This is a genomic window from Kangiella japonica (assembly GCF_039523535.1).
Classification (GTDB): domain Bacteria; phylum Pseudomonadota; class Gammaproteobacteria; order Enterobacterales; family Kangiellaceae; genus Kangiella; species Kangiella japonica.
Genome location: NZ_BAAAFM010000008.1, coordinates 43,563 through 63,218, shown reverse-complemented (window position 1 = coordinate 63,218; position 19,656 = coordinate 43,563). Strand labels below are relative to the sequence as shown.

General features: G+C 43.7%; 16 protein-coding genes and 2 tRNA genes. 3 read left to right on the top strand and 15 right to left on the bottom strand.

What is annotated here, in order from left to right; genetic code table 11:
• Positions 1-87: 87 nt before the first annotated feature.
• The 9 genes from ABD128_RS09495 to ABD128_RS09455 form a co-directional block, all read right to left on the bottom strand.
• Positions 88-164: transfer RNA gene (locus ABD128_RS09495), tRNA-Arg, on the bottom strand.
• Positions 165-359: 195 nt separating this feature from the next.
• Positions 360-1,706 (bottom strand): diguanylate cyclase domain-containing protein, encoded by a 1,347-nt coding sequence (locus ABD128_RS09490; RefSeq protein WP_343989565.1) that lies wholly within the window; start codon positions 1,704-1,706, stop codon positions 360-362.
• Between the two features lie 439 nt (positions 1,707-2,145).
• Positions 2,146-2,236 (bottom strand) — tRNA-Ser (locus ABD128_RS09485).
• Positions 2,237-2,298: 62 nt separating this feature from the next.
• Positions 2,299-2,526 carry a carbon storage regulator CsrA gene (gene csrA, locus ABD128_RS09480; RefSeq protein ID WP_343989563.1) on the bottom strand — a complete coding sequence of 76 codons (228 nt, stop codon included), beginning with the start codon at positions 2,524-2,526 and terminating at the stop codon, positions 2,299-2,301.
• Positions 2,527-2,782: 256 nt separating this feature from the next.
• Positions 2,783-5,401: an alanine--tRNA ligase gene (gene alaS, locus ABD128_RS09475; RefSeq protein ID WP_343990476.1), complete on the bottom strand. Its 2,619-nt coding sequence runs from the start codon at positions 5,399-5,401 to the stop codon at positions 2,783-2,785.
• 78 nt (positions 5,402-5,479) lie between these two features.
• Complete coding sequence (locus ABD128_RS09470; RefSeq protein WP_343989559.1) at positions 5,480-5,983, bottom strand: regulatory protein RecX; 504 nt, start codon at positions 5,981-5,983, stop codon at positions 5,480-5,482.
• Between the two features lie 34 nt (positions 5,984-6,017).
• Positions 6,018-7,052: a recombinase RecA gene (gene recA, locus ABD128_RS09465; RefSeq protein WP_343989557.1), complete on the bottom strand. Its 1,035-nt coding sequence runs from the start codon at positions 7,050-7,052 to the stop codon at positions 6,018-6,020.
• 178 nt (positions 7,053-7,230) lie between these two features.
• Positions 7,231-7,833: a YhgN family NAAT transporter gene (locus tag ABD128_RS09460; RefSeq protein WP_343989555.1), complete on the bottom strand. Its 603-nt coding sequence runs from the start codon at positions 7,831-7,833 to the stop codon at positions 7,231-7,233.
• Positions 7,834-7,952: 119 nt separating this feature from the next.
• Complete coding sequence (locus tag ABD128_RS09455; RefSeq protein WP_343989553.1) at positions 7,953-8,705, bottom strand: glutaredoxin family protein; 753 nt, start codon at positions 8,703-8,705, stop codon at positions 7,953-7,955.
• Between the two features lie 147 nt (positions 8,706-8,852).
• On the opposite strand from ABD128_RS09455, the gene ABD128_RS09450 reads away from it, so the two are divergent.
• Complete coding sequence (locus tag ABD128_RS09450; RefSeq protein ID WP_343989551.1) at positions 8,853-9,236, top strand: MerR family transcriptional regulator; 384 nt, start codon at positions 8,853-8,855, stop codon at positions 9,234-9,236.
• Between the two features lie 217 nt (positions 9,237-9,453).
• On the opposite strand, the gene ABD128_RS09445 is transcribed toward ABD128_RS09450, so the two are convergent.
• Positions 9,454-9,753, bottom strand: coding sequence for a hypothetical protein (locus tag ABD128_RS09445; RefSeq protein ID WP_343989550.1), 300 nt, complete (start codon positions 9,751-9,753; stop codon positions 9,454-9,456).
• 366 nt (positions 9,754-10,119) lie between these two features.
• On the bottom strand, positions 10,120-10,635 hold the full coding sequence (locus tag ABD128_RS09440; protein ID WP_343989548.1) for a CinA family protein: 516 nt from the start codon (positions 10,633-10,635) through the stop codon (positions 10,120-10,122).
• Positions 10,636-10,767: 132 nt separating this feature from the next.
• On the opposite strand from ABD128_RS09440, the gene mutS reads away from it, so the two are divergent.
• Positions 10,768-13,380, top strand: coding sequence for a DNA mismatch repair protein MutS (mutS, locus tag ABD128_RS09435; RefSeq protein WP_343989546.1), 2,613 nt, complete (start codon positions 10,768-10,770; stop codon positions 13,378-13,380).
• A 60-nt stretch (positions 13,381-13,440) separates the two neighbouring features.
• Positions 13,441-13,764 carry a ferredoxin FdxA gene (gene fdxA / locus ABD128_RS09430; protein ID WP_343989544.1) on the top strand — a complete coding sequence of 108 codons (324 nt, stop codon included), beginning with the start codon at positions 13,441-13,443 and terminating at the stop codon, positions 13,762-13,764.
• A 92-nt stretch (positions 13,765-13,856) separates the two neighbouring features.
• Here fdxA and arsJ read toward each other — a convergent pair whose 3' ends face one another.
• The 4 genes from arsJ to ABD128_RS09410 all read right to left on the bottom strand — a co-directional run bounded on the left by arsJ (position 13,857) and on the right by ABD128_RS09410 (position 18,805).
• Complete coding sequence (gene arsJ, locus ABD128_RS09425) at positions 13,857-15,101, bottom strand: organoarsenical effux MFS transporter ArsJ (protein WP_343989542.1); 1,245 nt, start codon at positions 15,099-15,101, stop codon at positions 13,857-13,859.
• A 3-nt stretch (positions 15,102-15,104) separates the two neighbouring features.
• Complete coding sequence (locus ABD128_RS09420; RefSeq protein ID WP_343989540.1) at positions 15,105-16,115, bottom strand: ArsJ-associated glyceraldehyde-3-phosphate dehydrogenase; 1,011 nt, start codon at positions 16,113-16,115, stop codon at positions 15,105-15,107.
• 23 nt (positions 16,116-16,138) lie between these two features.
• Positions 16,139-16,477 carry a metalloregulator ArsR/SmtB family transcription factor gene (locus ABD128_RS09415; protein ID WP_343989538.1) on the bottom strand — a complete coding sequence of 113 codons (339 nt, stop codon included), beginning with the start codon at positions 16,475-16,477 and terminating at the stop codon, positions 16,139-16,141.
• A 150-nt stretch (positions 16,478-16,627) separates the two neighbouring features.
• A complete protein-coding gene (locus ABD128_RS09410; protein WP_343989536.1) occupies positions 16,628-18,805 on the bottom strand; it encodes an amidohydrolase family protein in 2,178 nt (725 codons plus the stop codon).
• Between the last annotated feature and the right edge of the window lie 851 nt (positions 18,806-19,656).

Below are 19,656 nucleotides of genomic sequence, written 5' to 3'. Positions count from 1 at the left end.
CTTGGCGATATCACTCGGGATATCTTAACATTTCCTAAAACACAACGAAAAAAGGCTTCCAATTTCTTGGAAGCCTTTTTCGGATAATGGCGCGCGTGGAAGGATTCGAACCTCCGACCGCCTGGTTCGTAGCCAGGTACTCTATCCAACTGAGCTACACGCGCTTCGTAAGTGGGGCGTATTATGCCACCAGACTCTGATATGTCAACGCCCTTTTTTAATTTTTTATCAATTTTATTAAAAAAACTTCTAAGCGTCTGTTTTTTAAACAGATATTGCTTAAAGATTGATCGTGTAGTGCGTTTTTTGAACTAACAAATACATTGGTTCTTAAGCTCGAATACACAACAAAAGACTCTTTATCGCTGATGACCTTTCTTATCCTCAAACATGGCCACATCAGAGATGCTTAACAATTCATCTAAGTCTTTTGAGTCCGCTGGGAACCGAGCATAACCTGCACTTAAACTAACCTCTAAGTCATGCCCTTTAAAATGAAACACTCGACTATCAATAGAGTTTTTCAACTTCTTTATAATTTTATCAAGATTTTCAGTTTTGTATTGTCCTGCAAGAAGTATCAAAAATTCATCCCCTCCGAGCCTAAAAACAAAATCAGAGCCTCTCACACAAGAGACTAATGTTTTCGATATTTCTTGCAATACATAGTCACCGGCTTCGTGACCATGATGATCATTAATATATTTAAATCGATTCAAATCAACAGAAACTAGACTAAAACGGGCATGGTCTCTCCGATTAATGAACTTTTCAATAATCTCCATAGCATAGCGCCTATTCGCTAAGCCGGTTAATTCGTCTCGGTAAGAAATTTTAGTCGCCACTCTATACGCCCTAAAGAGCAAAATAATTGATATAAGGAGCCCAAGTGATGTCAGATAGCAAACAAGCCTTATAACTAACGGCAGGGTTAATAAAGGCGCGTTACTACTTTCTTTTAACTTTCCAGCTAAACGCCAAGTACCCGCAAGAATGTCGAACGAAAACTCAACATCAGGTTGTTCAAAAAAACTGGTCTCCCCAAAAAACAAACCATCATCATCATTAACAATGGTCGAGCTTTTGATAGCAATATCATAACGCTCGCTTAATTCGATAAGGCCTGAGTCTTTGAAGAGTTCGTCAACATCAAAAACGACACTAACGAGCCCCCAGTACTCTTCATTACTCGGGTAATCAGTAAAAATTGGATAACGTGCGATAAGCCCATTTCCACCTTGAACTAAGGGTAAGGGTCCTGCTAAAACAACTTCCTGCTCAACACGAGCTTGCTCTACTGTTTGGAATTGTGACGGAGACGTTCTGTAATCAAACCCCTTCGCTTTTTCGTTGCCGGCATAAGGGTAGACTAAAATAATAGTATAGTCCTTTGCGACAGCAATATTTCTAACGTAATTTGCCTTCGATTTTAAGGTGCTGGCTATAGAGCCGAATCTAGAAACGCCTAAGGTTTGGTCGGCGGTAAGAACTGTCGCCAAACTATTAGCGATATAAACGTCAGAGTAAATTGAGGACTCAATATTAGCCCGCACCAGTGAGGCTTCATTTAAGAGCTCAGACCTGGCTTCTTCACTTTGCTCTGATGTCACTGCATTAACTAATATTTCAGTAATATAGATACAGATAGTGACATACAAAATACAAAGTAAAATAAATGTATTTTTGATATACCAGTTACTTTTCATCGAACCCCGCGACTAGGTTTGTACGACTAATAATCGCCCAAAGAAGGTATAATTGCAAACAACTTTGTCTAAGTAAATCATTTAGTTACACGCGCTAAAGTCATTCTAAAAGTGTTAAACTCATATAATGAAGACTCTTTTGTGAATAAATCATCAATTACAAATCTATTACGGTTCTTTCTGGAAAGTAACTATACCGATTAAAATAATAACAGCATTTAAGATATTGAGGCTTTTTGAGCAAAAACTAGTAGGTATAGTTTTATATCAGTGGCATTACACAATCCTTGTTTAGAGTTAAAGCTGCTCGGCTCGAACCCAAGGCTTCTCACCCTCCCCCCTGACTTTTAAGCCAGGCATAAAAAAACCTGCTAGAAGCAGGTTTTAAAATTTAGCGTCAACTTTCTTTGTCATTACCATTAACATTAAAAAAGAATAATGGCGGTGAGGGAGGGATTCGAACCCTCGATACCGGATTAGGGTATACTCCCTTAGCAGGGGAGCGCCTTCAGCCGCTCGGCCACCTCACCGTTGACGCGGACGGAATGTTACCTTATTCAGGATAAATTGCAACACTCCAATCCATTTTTTTTTAATAATTATAGTCGTCGTCTGAATTATTACCTGGTTGATTTGGTTGATAATTCTCCATTTGCTTCTCATGCTGGATTCGCATATAGATTTCTTCACGGTGAACAGCGACTTCTTTCGGTGCATTGATACCAATGCGAACCTGATTTCCTTTAACACCTAATACAGTAACAGTGATTTCATCACCAATCATCAGCGTTTCGCCGACACGTCTCGTTAAAATTAACATTCCAATCTCCTCTATCCTAGAGAGCATTCCTGACTATATCCAAGTCGCTCTCAACTATCTACAAATTTAATCTACTAACTACAAATACTAGTACAACTTAATACGAACTTAGTGAAAAAAAAGTCGACACTTACGTCGAAAGCCGCGAATTTTAACAATAAATTGTATCCAAAACTATCTTTTTGTGTCTCCTGTCACAAATATACTTTCTGTTACAAGGAAACTTTGTTCCATATCATGAGTATATCGCACTTTCTTAAGAAAGTTTCTCTATTACCCATGGTTTTACAGAGTTTAACGCCGCAGGAAGCGCCTCTGCATCTTTACCACCTGCTTGTGCCATGTCTGGGCGGCCTCCGCCTTTACCGCCAACCTGCTCCGCAACCATCTTGATCAAGTCTCCAGCTTTCACTTTAGACGTTAGGTCTTTGCTCACGCCGGCGATTAGACTAACTTTATCATCACTCGCAATCCCCAGTACCACAATACTAGAGCCAAGCTTATTCTTTAATTGATCCTGCAAGTCACGCAGAGCTTTAGGCTCTACACCCTCAAGCTTCGACACTAATAGCTTTACGCCATTAATATCTTCAGCATCAGAGGCTAAATCGCTTCCCTGGCTAGACGCTAGCTTGCTTTGAAGTTGCTGAATCTGCTTTTCCAGTTGCTTAGACTTATCAAGCAACTGCTCAACTTTCTCAACCGACTGAGCAGGTTCACTTTTCAAAAGTTTACCCAAGTGGTGTAGCTTCTCTTCAGACTGCTGCATCCAAGCTACTGCACGCTCGCCCGTTATCGCCTCAATGCGTCGAATACCGGCCGCAATACCTGTCTCAGAAACGATTTTTAAAGGGCCTATGTCACCAGTGCGTTTAACGTGAGTACCGCCACACAGCTCAACTGAAAACGGCGACATGGTCAGTACGCGAACTTCATCACCATACTTCTCGCCAAACAAGGCCATTGCACCCTGCTCTTTAGCTTCATCCATCGACATCACTGCCGCTTCGACTGGATGATTCTCAAAAATCTTTTCATTTACCATGCGCTCCACGGTCGCTAAATCTTCTCGTGAAACCGCTTCAGGGTTCGAGAAGTCGAAACGAAGCCGCTCAGGATCGTTCAAAGAGCCTTTCTGCTGGACGTGCGAGCCTAAAACCTCTCGGAGTGCCGCATGAAGCAAGTGCGTCGCTGAGTGGTTCCTCATGGTGCTTTGACGTAAACCGCCATCCACATTTGCATTTAACTCAGAATCACTGCTGATGCTACCTTTATCCATATAGCCAATATGCGCGATGGCATCACCAATGTTCTGCGTGTCTTCGACCACAAAGTTCGCACCACAGCCGTATAAATAACCTTTATCACCAACCTGACCACCAGACTCTGCATAAAAAGGGGTCTTTTCTAGGATTACGATACCCTTATCACCTTCTTCTAGAGTGTCTACGGCCTGGTCGCCTTTAAGCAATTTGATGACTTTAACCTGTTGGCTTAAGTAGTCATAACCGGTGAACTTCGACACTTCTTCAAGTTTCAAAGAATCATTGTAATCAACGCCAAAGTTACTCGATGCACGCGCACGCTGACGCTGCTCTTCCATCGCTTTCTCGAAACCATCCCAGTCGATCTCTAAACCTTTTTCACGCGCGATGTCTGCGGTTAAATCTTGAGGAAAACCATAGGTATCATAAAGCTTGAACACTGTTTCGCCGGATATGGTCTTATCGCTAACATTCGCCATATCAGCTTCTAAAATCTGCATACCTTTGTCTAAAGTTTTGGCAAAAGCAGCTTCTTCTTTCGCTAACACGCCTTCAATAATTGATTGTTGTTCTTTAAGCGCAGGATAAGCATCGCCCATGGTATCGACCAATGCTTGAACCAATTTCGAGAAGAACTCACCTTTGGCACCAAGTTGATGCCCATGACGAATCGCGCGACGCGTAATACGACGCAAAACGTAACCACGTCCTTCATTGCTCGGCACTATGCCATCAAGGATTAAGAAGCTACATGAACGGATATGATCAGCAATAACGCGCAACGACTTATTGTCTAAATCTTTAACTTCTAGCAAGTCTGCGGTTTGTTTAATTAGGTATTGGAACGTGTCGATTTCATAATTGCTGTGAACGCCCTGTAAAATTGCAGAAATACGCTCTAAGCCCATGCCCGTATCGACCGACGGCTTCGGTAATGGCTCCATGGTGCCGTCTTTGTGACGGTTGTATTGCATGAATACTAAGTTCCAGATTTCGATAAAACGGTCGCCATCTTCTTCAGGCGTTCCTGGAGGGCCACCCCAGATGTGCTCACCGTGATCATAAAATACTTCAGAACAAGGCCCACATGGCCCCGTATCGCCCATCGCCCAGAAGTTATCAGAGGCATAACGCTCGCCTTTATTGTCTCCAATACGGCTGATGCGGTCTTCTGGGAAACCAATGTCTTTAGCCCAGATGTCATATGCTTCATCGTCTTCGGCGTAGACCGTAACCCAAAGCTTTTCTTTCGGCAGTTTAAAGACTTCGGTTAGAAGCTCCCAACAATAGCCAATGGCTTCTTTTTTGAAGTAATCACCAAAGCTGAAATTACCCAACATTTCAAAGAAAGTGTGATGACGCGCGGTGTAACCAACATTTTCTAAATCGTTATGTTTTCCGCCTGCTCGGACGCAGGTTTGTGAGCTTGTAGCTCGCGTGTAAGAACGTTGCTCGGTACCTAAAAAGCAATCTTTAAAAGGCACCATTCCTGCGTTGGTGAATAATAAAGTCGGATCGTTGGCCGGAATTAATGGCGCACTATCCACTATTTTGTGGCCCTTCTGTTCGAAGAACTCTAAAAAGGTTTTGCGTATGTCGTTTGTCGTCATTGGCTTAGTTGTCGTGCTCACTTTTAATTAACCTTTTACTTTACTATTCATGTTTAATTCATTGTTAAACAATGATTTTTAAGACAACCCAAAGTCATCGTCAAAATTATAATCATCGTTTTCCGATATGGGACCAGCGTGTATAGCATGATTGATCATTTCAAAATCAAAGCCTCGATATTGTAAGAATCGGGTTTGCTTTGCTCTTAGTTTCAAGTCGGAACCTGGTGCTTGATTGTACTTTTTACGCCACGCGCGAACGGCGACTTGATACCAATCAATCGCCATACTGTCGAAATGGTGACTAATGGCCGAATCTTCAATCCCCTTCTTGCGTAATTCTTGGCGAATACGCAAAGGTCCATAACCATTTAATGATCGCTGTCTGATAAAGCTTTCAGCAAATCGTTGGTCGCTTTGAAGACCTCGTTCGGCTAAGCGATCTAAATAATCTTCGACCTCTTGCCCTTCGAACTCTCGAAGTTTTAATTTATCAATAAGTTCACGCCGGGAATGTTCCCGGCGTGCTAATAGATCCATCGCAATTATTTTATAGTCGCGTGGCGGCTTTTTAAAGCCCATAGATTAACCCGTTATAGATAAACCGATTAAAGCATTAAGCTTCTTCAGGAGCTTCTTCTTCGTCGTCGGCGGGTTTAGCCGTTACCAATAACTTACTTCTTAACGTGCCTTCGACTTCTTCTTTAATCTCAGGGTTTTCTTTTAAGAACTTAATGACGTTCTGCTTACCCTGACCAATTTTGTTGCCGTTGTATGAGTACCAAGCGCCAGACTTCTCAACCAAGCCTTCTTTTACACCCCAGTCAAGAATCTCGCCCTCTAGCGAAGAACCTTCACCATAAAGGATTTGGAACTCAGCTTGCTTAAACGGTGGCGCCACTTTGTTTTTAACAACCTTAACGCGAGTTTCGTTACCAACAATCTCGTCGCCCTGCTTAATTTGACCAATTCGACGGATATCTAGGCGAACTGACGCGTAGAACTTAAGCGCGTTACCACCAGTAGTCGTTTCTGGCGAGCCAAACATAACACCGATTTTCATACGAATTTGGTTAATGAAGATACACAAAGTGTTCGAACGCTTAATGTTAGCCGTTAACTTACGCAATGCTTGCGACATCAAACGAGCTTGAAGACCCATGTGCGAATCACCCATCTCGCCTTCAATCTCAGCTTTAGGCGTTAGAGCCGCAACTGAGTCAACTACCAAGATATCAACCGCGCCAGAGCGCACTAACATATCGGTAATTTCTAATGCTTGCTCACCTGTGTCTGGCTGAGAAACGATAAGGTCGTCTAGGTTTACACCAAGCTTTTCAGCGTAGATTGGGTCTAATGCATGCTCTGCATCAACAAATGCAGCAGTTCCGCCTGCTGCCTGACAGCTAGCGATAGCCTGTAATGCTAACGTTGTTTTACCAGATGACTCAGGGCCATAAATTTCAGCGATACGCCCTTTAGGCAGACCACCAATACCAAGCGCAATGTCTAAGCCTAATGAACCGGTTGAAATAGCTTCGATGCCTCTGGCGGCAGAACCGTCGCCAAGACGCATAATAGAACCTTTACCGAATTGACGCTCGATTTGACCTAAAGCAGCGCCGAGCGCCTTCTTTTTGTTGTCATCCATCAAAAATACCTACTGACTGAAATGTTTATAAGAATGTAAAAATTAGTCTGATTATTCCACAAAAGCCCCTGAAAAGTAACCAGTGATTTCCCGATCTCCCTTAAGATAATAGCCCTTATAGCGGTAAGCTATTGATGATCGGCTAAAGCTGGTTAATATTCGTACAGAGCTGATTTGGCTAAGCCAAACTTTCGATAAAATCACGGATACCGTTTAGCAACATCTGGGTTGCAAGAATGATCAATATCATCCCCATTAAGCGTTCCAGCGCTCGCGAGCCTCTCTGACCAATAACACTCAAGATTCTCGGAGATAGCACTAATAAAATAGTGGTTACAACCCATGAAAGGAATAATGCAATGCTCCACTCGGTAATTTGGTCTGGCTGATTTGAACTTAAGAGTAAAAGCACCGCAATGGTCGAAGGCCCAGCAATCATTGGCATGGCGAGTGGTACAATAAACGGCTCTTCTTCCTCGACATCATCCACAGAGCCGCGTCGGCCAGGGAAAATCATGCGCAATGAAATAATGAATAAAAGAACACCGCCAGCGATATTAAGTGACGATTGAGTCAGCCCTAAAAACGATAAAATAGAATTACCTGCGAAAAGGAAACCAAGCAAAATAAATAACGCAATCACCAGTTCCCTTGCTACTATTTTAGAGCGACGCTTTGGCTCAATATTAGACAGGATCGCGTTAAAAATAGGGACATTGCCCAACGGATCCATAATTAAAAACAGCGTTACCGCAGCGGTCGCTATATCACCCCAATTCATAATTCCCCACCAAAAACAAAATCAATGTGCTACATAGTAATTTTAATGCAACTATCCTGCAACACATTGACTCAGTAAACATCCATTAAAACATGGTGCTCACAATGGCTTATGAAACTTTAAGCGAGGTGCTTTACGCCCATATAGATAGACATGGCGATCATCATCAAGTTTTCGGTCAGGGAGATAAAACCAAGTGGCACATTATTCCCACCACCGACACAGGCACATTTCAACTCGCGCTTGTCGATATACACCGCCTTAAACACTGACACTGCACCGATACTACCGATAAACAAGGCTACTGGCGCAGAGAGCCAAGTTAAGGTGCCTGCCACCATCAGGACACCAGCGGCTCCTTCAGCAAAAGGATAAATGTAACCATAAGGCACCCAACGCTTGGCGAGGAGATCATAGTTTAAAAACATGGTTGAGAACTTTTCGACGTCTTGTAGCTTCAACATCGCTAATAAAACCATGGCAAAGCTCACAAACCACTCGGCCGTTTTAATCGTAAACGCATCGCCTGTGCTGGCAAAACTCATCGCAAACGCCGTCAAAGCCGCCATAATGAATAAAACAATAACCGGACGATAAGTTTTCTTATTCGGATCTTTAACCTTCTTCCCCAAAAAGCGACGAAGGTCTTCGTAACCACCAACGCGCTCACCATCGATAAAGGTCTGGGGCGTAGTTTCTACGTCATGCTTAGCTTTAAAAGCATCGGTTTGCTCACGATCCGCTAGAATGTGGTCCTCAACCTCAAAACCCTCACGCTTCAGCAGATCTTTAGATTTAAGCCCGAAAGGACAAGTGTGTTTGTCCGTCGACATACGGTACAGTTTTGCAGTTTTCTTATCGTTGGCACTCATGAACTAAGTACTCCTTCATTCAATATGAATTGTGCGTATAGCTTGATTAAAACAATAAGCGCATTATAAACTCTGTACTATGGTACGGAGTCAAGTACTCTGTTTCAAATACGAACCTTAAACTTAAGTAAAACTTAGAGCTTAATCATGTTAACAATCGGCAAATTAGCCAAAGAAGTGAATATCGGCGTCGAAACCGTCCGCTACTATCAGCGTAAAGGCTTAATCCAAATCCCACAAAAAACCGAAGGCTTTAGAAAATACAGCGAAGAAGACTTACGCCGCCTAAAATTTATCAAAGAAGCACAAAAAGCAGGTTTCACGCTTAACGAAATCAAAGAGCTACTAGCTCTAGACACCAGCCACGACCATGAACGAGCTCAACAACTCGCCAGCGCCAGAATTCAAGAACTTGATGAAAAGATAAAAGAAATGCAACAAGCACGCGACCGCCTAAAAACCCTGTTTCATCAATGTGAGACTGGAGGAGCCCATAAGCCATGTGCAATTTTAAAGGCGTTTGAGGTTTAGAAGTGTTGTAATTAAGCAGAAAACACCGTCATTACGAGGAGCAAAGCGACGAAGTAATCTCTCAAAGATATTGCCCCCAAAGGTATTCCCCTAAAGGGACTTCCGCTGATCGCCTACAGCCAACGAAACGGCTTTCATAAAGCCTCGCATAACAGGTTATGTAAGTTTAAGCTAAACCGGCTGAGTATATTGAAGACGCTGACTTAGTCACCCTAGCCTACGGGTACTTTTGTTTGGTTAACTCTACAAGTTTTTTTAAATTTTCAGCAGAGATATCACTTCTTGCATCACAACCTTTGCTTGAACACGACAATGAGTATGAAGAAATTGAGTTTCTAACCTCTGGTTCTATTGGTTCTTCGCACTTTAAACAGTGAAGTACAAGGTTAGCGATTTTTTGCACTTGATTAGTTGTCTTATGATGTCGCGAACCATTTCTTCCTGATGGCCTATGAATCTTTTTATATTCACCTGCTACTACGAAAAATTTCTTTTCAAATTCGTCTATTGTATCCATGAAATTACCTTGAACGCTTTCAAATATTTTAGTGGTAACAATAGGTTACTCCATGATCTTCCATAGTGCCAATGCTGGCTTTTAGAGAATATTTCCTATAGTTTAATGGTGATCTCTTTAACTATGTTTGTCGAACGTAAGTAAGCGTGTGGTACGCATGAGGCAAACCCTAAGTCGTGACGCATAGTAACTAGATAAATTTGCCTTAAGCTTTATGAGATTGCCGCGTCGCAGTAATACTGCTCCTCGCAATGACGGGTTATTTAGCAAACGTAGCCTCGAAGGAGCGTTAGCGTCTTCGAGGTTTTTAATAAAGAAAGGTACTCCATGAGGCAGCCCCTGCGTTGTGACGTAATATTTATCTATTTATTGTTTGAGGTGGGCCAAGGCCCAGCCTACTGATTGCTTTACTGTTTCTTGGCGAATTTCGGCTCTTGAACCATTAAGCTGTAGTAATTTACTGTTTACGCCTTTGTCATCGGCGTAGCCAATCCAAACGGTGCCAACGGGTTTATCTGGTGTGCCGCCGTCGGGGCCTGCAATACCGCTTACGGAGATGGCGACTCGATTGTTCCTGCCTACTTTCTTAACTGCACCAGCTGCCATGGCTTCGACGACTTCTTTTGAAACAGCGCCGTGTTGTTCGATAAGCTTCATTGGTACATCGACCATATCGTGCTTCGCTTGGTTGGTGTAGGTGATGTAAGCGCGATCAAACCATTGCGAGCTACCAGGAATTTCTGTGCAGGTGGCGGCAATAAGCCCACCGGTGCAAGATTCGGCAGTTACGAGCATTAAATTCTTTTTTATTAATAGCTTAGAGAGTTCTTTTAATAAGGTTTCCAGCTCTGATGTATGTGTTTCTTTTTGTAATTCAGGCAATCTTCGTCTACCTCTTTTGACTCAAATCCGTTAAGCTATGGGCTATAAATTTGTAGCCGGCGCTAGCCAATATTAGAACTAAGAATAGGCGCTAACCGTCACTAACGCAACCTAATAACGAATCACTCAAGCATGTCTAAAGCTGAAATTATTAACGAAGAAGCATTGCAACACCACACTCCAATGATGCGCCAATATTGGCGTTTAAAGCAGGCTCATAAAGAATACATTCTGTTTTATCGAATGGGCGACTTTTATGAGCTGTTTTATGACGATGCCAAGCGCGCAGCAGAGTTATTAGACATTACGCTAACCAAGCGCGGTTCTTCAGCAGGCGAGCCGATCCCAATGGCAGGCGTGCCCTTTCATGCAGTAGATTCGTATTTAGCTCGAATCGTAAAGCTCGGCGAGTCGGTGGCGATTTGTGAGCAAGTAGGCGATCCTGCGACCAGCAAAGGGCCTGTCGAGCGTAAAGTGGTTCGAATTGTGACGCCTGGTACGCTTTATGATGAAAACCTACTCGATGCGCTCTCTGAGAACATTCTTGCCTCAGTTTATAAGAAGAATAACCATTTTGGACTCGCCTGCTTAGACATGGCGAGTGGTCGCTTTTGGCTATCGGAGTTCGAGAATGAACTGGGGTTACAGGCAGAATTACATCGCGTCAAACCAGCGGAACTGTTATTAGCGGATAATCAACAAAACCTTAGCCATTTAGTGAAAAGTTCGATTCAGTGGCAACCCGACTGGGAGTTTGATTACGAGCAGAATCTTACCAAGCTTCTCGAACACTTTAAGGTTAAAAGCTTAGCGTCATTCGGTTGTGAAGATTATCGGTTAGCGGTATCTGCCGCTGGCGTCGTATTGGATTATGCCAAGAAAACCCAGCTTAACGCCCTGCCCCATATTCGAATGTTGCAGCGCCTTTCGGACACGGATCACTTGGTGCTCGATCCTGCGACTCGAAAAAACCTTGAGTTAACGGAAAATATCCAAGGCCAGCAGCATAATACTTTGTTTGAAGTCATGAACAGCACCAAGACGGTGATGGGTGGTCGTTTATTAAAGCGCTGGTTGCACAGTCCGCTTAGTAAAAAAGCCTCTGTTGAGAAGCGACAGGAAGCAGTTTCCGCGCTTAAAACAGACTTAATTTTTAGCGAGCTGCAAACAAGTCTTAGCGAAATTGCTGATATCGAGCGCATCGTTACTCGCCTAGCACTGGGTAGCGCGAATCCTCGAGATTTAAAGCGTCTTCAGATTGGACTAGGTAAATCTGCCGAGATTAAAGACTATTTAAGTCAGCAAAACGTGTCTTTATCGTTGCTCGATTCGATTGAACCTTTACCAGATGTGCAACAGTTACTAAGCAAAGCCATTATCGAACAACCGCCAATGGTGATTCGTGATGGTGGTGTTATCGCCGAAGGTTATCATCAAGAGCTCGACGAACTGAGAAACCTCGCCAATGATGCTAGCGACTTTATGTTGCAGCTTGAGCAACGTGAAAAAGAACGCAGTGGTATTAATACACTCAAAGTTGGCTACAACCGTGTGCATGGCTTTTATATTGAAATTTCACGCGCACAAAGCGATATGGCGCCTGCGGAATACATTCGCCGTCAGACCTTAAAAAACGCGGAACGCTTTATTACACCAGAGCTTAAAGAATACGAAGAAAAGGTACTGAGCAGTAAAACTCGTGCGCTAACGTTAGAAAAACGTCTTTACGAAGAGTTGATTCAACAGCTCCAAGAGTTCGTGCCGAGTATTCAAAACACAGCAGCCGCCATTGCCGAGCTCGATGTGCTCGCCTGTTTCGCCGAACGCGCTGAAAACTTAAATCTATCGCGCCCGACTTTTAGCGACAAGCCAGGAATTAAAATTACAGCCGGGCGTCATCCAGTCGTCGAATACCACAGCAAAGAGCCTTTTATTCCGAACAACTTAGAATTATCACCACAGCGTCGCTCGTTAATTATTACAGGCCCGAACATGGGCGGTAAATCGACCTATATGCGCCAAGCCGCGTTAATTACCTTACTCGCTTATACTGGGGCTTTTGTACCGGCGGACTCAGCTGAGCTAGGGCCTATCGATCGGATTTTTACACGAATCGGGGCTTCGGATGATCTTGCTAGCGGCCGCTCGACCTTTATGGTGGAAATGTCGGAAACGGCTAATATTCTGAATAACGCTACCGCCAACAGTTTAGTCTTGCTCGACGAAATTGGACGAGGCACTAGTACCTTTGATGGCCTTGCCCTCGCCTCGGCTACCATGCGCTATATTCATGAAAAGCTTAATTCGCTGACATTGTTCGCGACTCACTACTTTGAGCTGACACAACAGATTCAAGAGTGGACCGACTGCGCTAATGTACATTTTGGTGCAAGCGAGTTCGAATCTAAACAAACTGGCGCTACCAAGCTGGTGTTCTCACACCAAGTCGCTGAAGGCCCAGCCAGCCAAAGCTACGGTATTCAGGTGGCACAGCTTGCGGGATTACCTAAAGCGGTTATCCATAATGCAAAAGCCCTGCTGAGTTATTTTGAGCAAAACGGTACTCATGAAACCTCAAGTTCAAAAAACAATGATGTTATGCCACAGCTTGATTTACTGGATGTAGAAGAGCCTGAACCAGCCTCTAACGAAGCATTAGAACTGTTAGAATCGATAACTCCCGACGATTTATCGCCTCGCGAAGCGTTGGAGCTATTGTATAAGTTAAAAGAATCGCTAAAATAACGCTGCTACTGATATTCTGATATCAAGTTATCAGCAAGAATCGCAATTTAGGAGAGACTCATGGCGTTCGTAGTTACCGAAAACTGCATTAAATGTAAATACACCGACTGCGTGGAAGTTTGTCCTGTGGACTGCTTTTATGAAGGGCCAAACTTTTTGGTAATTAACCCTGACGAGTGTATTGATTGCGCATTATGCGAACCCGAGTGTCCTGCCGAAGCGATTTATGAAGAAGATGATGTTCCCGCTGGCATGGAAAACTTCATCGAACTAAACGCTGAACTCTCTGAAGAGTGGCCTAATATCACTGAACAAAAAGATCCATTCCCTGATGCCGCTGAGTGGGATGGCAAAAAAGGTAAGCTTCAATATCTCGAAAAGTAAGCTTTATAATCTCTTCAAATACCCAATTCAAATATACTATTCAAAAGCCCTCGACTTGAGGGCTTTTTTGATGGTGCAAACCTTTTATCAGCTTAAGAGCTAGAAAGCTCGCTTGATGATTGTTTTGGAATCAGTAGCGACAACAAAGCAGCCACAACAATAAAAACCGCCGAGACAATTAGGCATAAGACTAAGCCGTACGCTTGGTAAACCCAGCCGGATAATACAGTTCCTAGCAATCTTCCCATGGCGTTCGCCATATAGTAAAAGCCTACATCGAGCGACACGCCGTCTTCGCGCGCCATCTGAACGATGAGAAAGCTGTGAAGCGATGAATTAATAGCAAAGATGATGCCGAAGATTAACAGCCCACTGACCAATGCTAACTGGGGCGAAAAGTCGAAGTACAGGGCACCTGCAATAATTAATGGCGTGACTGCAAGAATTAACGCCCAAGCGAAAGCCGTGTTTCCCGTTGGTGGCGCAGATGATTTTCGGGCTGTAATTTTCGGTGCCAAGGTTTGAATAACACCATATCCGATTATCCAAAGTGCCAGAAAAGCGCCAACATAGGTATGCGACCAACCGAACTGACTCGATAAATACACCGGTAAAGCAACCACAAACCAAACGTCACGAGCGCCGAACAGAAATAATCGTGCCGCTGATAAGTAATTTATAGCCGAACTTTTTGAGAAGACGTGTGAAAACTTTGGTTTTGATTTGCTGCGCCCTAAGTCTTGCTTTAGCTTAATCAAACTAAAGCCCCAAACCGCCAGTAACATTAGAGCCATCGCCAGAATAGCGCCTTTAAATCCCACTAGCGCCAGTAATAAACCACCTAGGAAAAAGCCCACGCCTTTTAAGGTGTTTTTGGAGCCAGTTAAAAGTGCCACCCAGCGGTATAACTGGTTAGTTTGATCTTTGGCAACCAAGGTTTTTATGGCGCTTTTAGCGCTCATCTTATTAAGATCTTTGGCAACCCCAGAAATCGCTTGCGCCATCATCACCCAAGGAACCGTGAGCATGGCGGTTGGAACTAACAAAAGCCCTAAGGCTAAAATTTGTAGCCCTAAGCCGATGTTCATGGTTTTATTCAAACCAATTCTCGCGCCTAACCAACCGCCAATTAAATTCGTCACCACACCGAAAAATTCGTACAACAAAAACAACATGGCGATTTGAAGAGGACTGTAACCCAGTTGGTGGAAATACAGCACCACCAGCATTCGCAAAGCCCCATCAGTTAAAGTGAAAGCCCAGTAGTTACCAGTAATCACCATGTACTGTCGAACTTGTGGCGATAGGTTTTTTAGCATTCCTGTTAAGGAGCTCATCGGTTAATCCACGCCCTTCTCTATAACCAGTTTAACTAACTCGGCAGTACGATTTGCGTAGCCCCACTCGTTGTCATACCACAAGTAAAGCTTTACCTGAGTGCCATTGACCACCATAGTCGACAGCGCATCAACAATGGTCGAACGCGGATCAGTTTTATAGTCGATCGATACAAGCGGGCGCTCTTCATAGCCTAAAATATCCTTGAGTTCACCCTCGGATGCTTTTTTAAACAAGGCGTTGACTTCTTCGGCGCTCGTTTCTTTTTCGACCTCAAACACACAGTCTGTAATCGATGCGTTAGCCAAAGGAACCCTTATCGCGTGCCCATTAAGCCGACCTTTTAATTCAGGGAAAATATGCGTAATAGCGGTCGCTGAGCCAGTTGTCGTAGGAATCAAACTCATGCCACAGGCTCGCGCACGGCGTAAATCTTTATGCGCTGCATCGAGAATCGTCTGTGTATTGGTGATGTCATGAATGGTAGTCATGCTGCCATGTTTAATCCCAAGGTTTTCATGAATTACCTTTACCGCTGGCGCTAAGCAGTTAGTGGTACAAGAAGCTGCTGTAACAATCGGGGATTTTGACTTGTCGTATAAGTCATCATTAACGCCCATGACGACATTCAGCACGCCCTCTTCTTTGACTGGCGCCGTGACCACGACACGTTTAACACCTTGGTTTAAATACTCTTGTAATGATTCTTGGGATTTAAATTTACCCGAAGCCTCGATGACTAAATCACAACCTGACCAGTTTGTTTCTTGTAACGATCGGTTTTGGTTAAATTCAATCTTAGAGTCACCGATAACAATATCATCATTAGATTCTTCCGCTTCATATTCCCAGCGACCATGTACCGAGTCAAAATTCAGCAAATGTGCAAAGGTTTTAGCATCACCCGCCGGATCATTGATAAGGCAAACGTCAATGTTTGGTGTGCCCCAAAGCGCGCGCAGGGTTAATCGTCCCATACGACCAAAGCCATTAATACCTACTTTTATTGGCATCTCTTTTTCCTCACGAAAATTGTTTAATCACAGCAACTTGGACGATTCTCCATCGCCGTCAAGTTGTCTAAATAAGGTTGAATCATGTTTGTCTGAGCATTCACAGTCACATCTAATACCGACAATGCCCAATCGGACAGTTCTTGATTAAGTCGATAATAAATCCACTGATGTTGTCTTCTAGTAGCGACTATGCCCATACTCTTTAGCTGCGCTAAGTGACGTGAAACTTTAGGCTGAGACTCTTGAAGCGCCTCGGTCAGCTCACAAACGCACAGTTCTTTTTCATGACGTATGAGCAGTAGCGTCTTTAGGCGCGTTTCGTCAGATAGGCATTTAAATAACTCAGTTGGTTTAATCATAATTTGATATGCACAGCATGGTTACATATGAATATACGGATAATCATATATAAGAATTCTAGTCATGTAAATAGCTTTCATTAAATCGTCATGATTCTTACATAAAAAAACACCGGCGAGTGCCGGTGTTTAAACAGAAGGTTAATCTAATTATTTAAGCTCGAAATCAATCGAATCAACAAACGGCTTAATGCCTATCGCTTGATATATATCATCAGGCTTATAAATTCGTTGCACCTTAATAACTAATGAAATATTACGCAGATTGCTGACATCTTCTAAAGGGTTGCCATCGACAAACACCAAGTCTGCTTGTTTGCCTTCTTTGATTGAGCCCACATTCTCAGCGTTTCCGACCACTTCAGCGGAGCCAAGGGTTGCGAGCTTTAGGACATCAGCGTTAGAGATGCCTGCATCTGCATAGAGTTCTAGCTCACGATGCAAAGTGAATCCTGCTATAGCATCAGTTCCAGGAACCACTGTCACACCACTATCGTGTAGCTTCTTCACCATTGCTGACATCGCCTTCATCGACGCATCGTAAGCTGGGCGCTGCTCGGCGCTAATATCCATCACAGGTTTTGTAAACTGACGTGCTACATTGGCAGGAAGATGTTCATATACCGCTTCAATCTCAGGATCGATAACACCGCCTTTTCTAAAGAGACTGTTAAATGTCGACACCGTTGGGTCGACTTCAACCCCCTTCTCCTTAAGCTTGGCTAAAAAATCATTCACTTCTTTGCTGTTAAGATCTAGCTCATGAGCTTTTTCACCCACCATCGAAAAGCGCAGACGCTTACGTGTATCGACACCTTTACCTAAGAAGTTTAAAAACAGCATGTTGATGTGCTGAATCTCATCAAAGCCCGCATCAACCGCTTCTTCCGCAGTCATAAAGGCTGGAATATGACCACTCAAGCGCATACCTTTACTGTGCACATGCACGGCCAGTGGCTTAACCCACTCTGGCTCCATAGAGCTGTAAGTTTTGATCTGAATGTAACCGCGCTCAGCGTACCAATCGACTGCTTTTTTCGCTTCTTCTAGCGAGGAAACTGTTTTTCCCATCTTCATGGCGTAAGGGCTTTCGCGATCCATAAAACCAGCCCGATATACATCACCACCAATTATTTCGGCGCTTTCGGCTAACTGCTCTACTGCAACAATATTGTCATGAGTATTGCCCATATCGCGAACGTTGGTAACGCCCGCAGGAATGTTTAACAAGCCATCGCCTTTACTCAAGTGACCATGCATATCCCATAAGCCTGGAATTAATGTTTTGCCGGTTGCGTCAATGACGGTGTGTTCATCACTTGGTTTTATCGCATCAGACTCAACAATTTTATCGATCTTGCCATCAACCACGACAATCGTTTTATTCTCGACTAAGTTGCCACTTTCCACATCAACATAATTAGCGTTGGTAACTAGAATCGGCTTTTCTGAAACATGAGTTAGTTTCTGGGATAAGTCTCTAAGGTATTGATTATCTGCTTCTTTTTGTCTTGCCTGAAGCTTTTCAAGGTTCTTTCGCCCCCAGCCTTTCGCAATCACCCCAAACCATCCACCATCATCGGAGGCAAAGAAATTATTATCTTCATCGTACCAAGCAAAATCAGGCGTTAAACCAAGTCCAACGACCCCTATTAAGCGCACCGTTTTTTGCTCTTCGCCTTTTGTTAGCGTGACAGTGTCTAGCTCGATTAACGACGCAGTACCGCTTGGTAGCAATTCGATTTTATTATCTTCGTCATTGAGTAAAGCTTTTACGAGGAAGTTTGATGATACGCCTGTGCCGTCACTAGGAATATAAAATTTACTCTCTTTAACTTGTCCACTACCTTGCTCATTAAGACTTTTCCACTGAGCATTACCATCTTTTAAGCTGAAAGATTCTTCAATCGGCGCACCAAAAGCAGAGATACCTTCAATATTTTGACTGATAATATAACCATCTTCGCCAACGACCACTGTTTCGTTGATGTTAACGCGTCTATTATTCCAGCCTAGTTCAAGGTTAGATTTAACGGTTTGGCCTTCCTGCTCCACGGTTAAGGTTCCCGCTGTGTCTTCTTTGTTATAAATATTGAAGACTAAAGGTGGCTCTATGACGGCATCGTTTTTCACGCTCTCCTCTTGCGTACTTTCAGTTTGAGTCGCCTCAGCAACATCCGTGCTAGTTTGGCTAGAACTTTGAGCTTGTGACTGCTCTACGGTAGCGCTTCCGGTTACCTCTTCGTTTTTATCAGAAGAGTCACAGCCCGTAAGCGCCAAAGCAACACACAGCGCAACCCCTGTTAGAGAGCTTGTTTTAAAGGTCATATGTAAATCCTTGTCATTTTGTTTGTAGACAGCTTATAACTGCTTTTATGAGGTGTCTATATATCAATCAGTTTTTTTGACGATTAGCCACAAGCTACTGGCTGACACTGTTATCTGAGTAATTGCTTTTACTAGCTATTAGGTCGCCTTATTCTTCCTGCCTCTTGCCCTAGCACAGACTCCTAACAGAGATTGCCGCGGCCACTTCGCGGCCTCGCAAAGACGAAGGGGTTGAACAAACCCTGTCCTCGCGAAGGAGCATTAGCGACATCGGCGATCTCGCTCTTCAATAAGCCACCTCAATCAATTAACACAATGATTAACTCCTCCTACGTCATCGCAAATCAATTCAGTAGCAATAGCCATACTCGTAAGTGTATTTAGGAGATTGCCGCGGCCACTTCGTGGCCTCGCAAAGACGAAGGGGTTGTACAAACCCTGTCCTCGCGAAGGAGCGATAGCGACTGTGGCGATCTCGCTCTTCAATAAGCCACCTCAATCAATTACACAGTGTTTACCCCCTACTTTGTAATCGCAAAGCAATTCAGTAGCGAAAGCCATACTCGTAAGTGTGTTTAGGAGATTGCCGCGGCCACTTCGTGACCTCGCAAAGACGAAGGGGTTGAACAAACCCCGTCATCGCGAAGGAGTATTACCGACTGTGGAAAACTCGCTCATCAATAAGCCACCTCAATCAATTACACAGTGGTTAGCCCCTACTTCGTAATCGCAAAGCAATTCAGTAGCGAATGCCATACTCGTAAGTGTGTTTAGGAGATTGCCGCGGCCACTTCGTGACCTCGCAAAGACGAAGGGGTTGAACAAACCCCGTCATCGCGAAGGAGCATTAG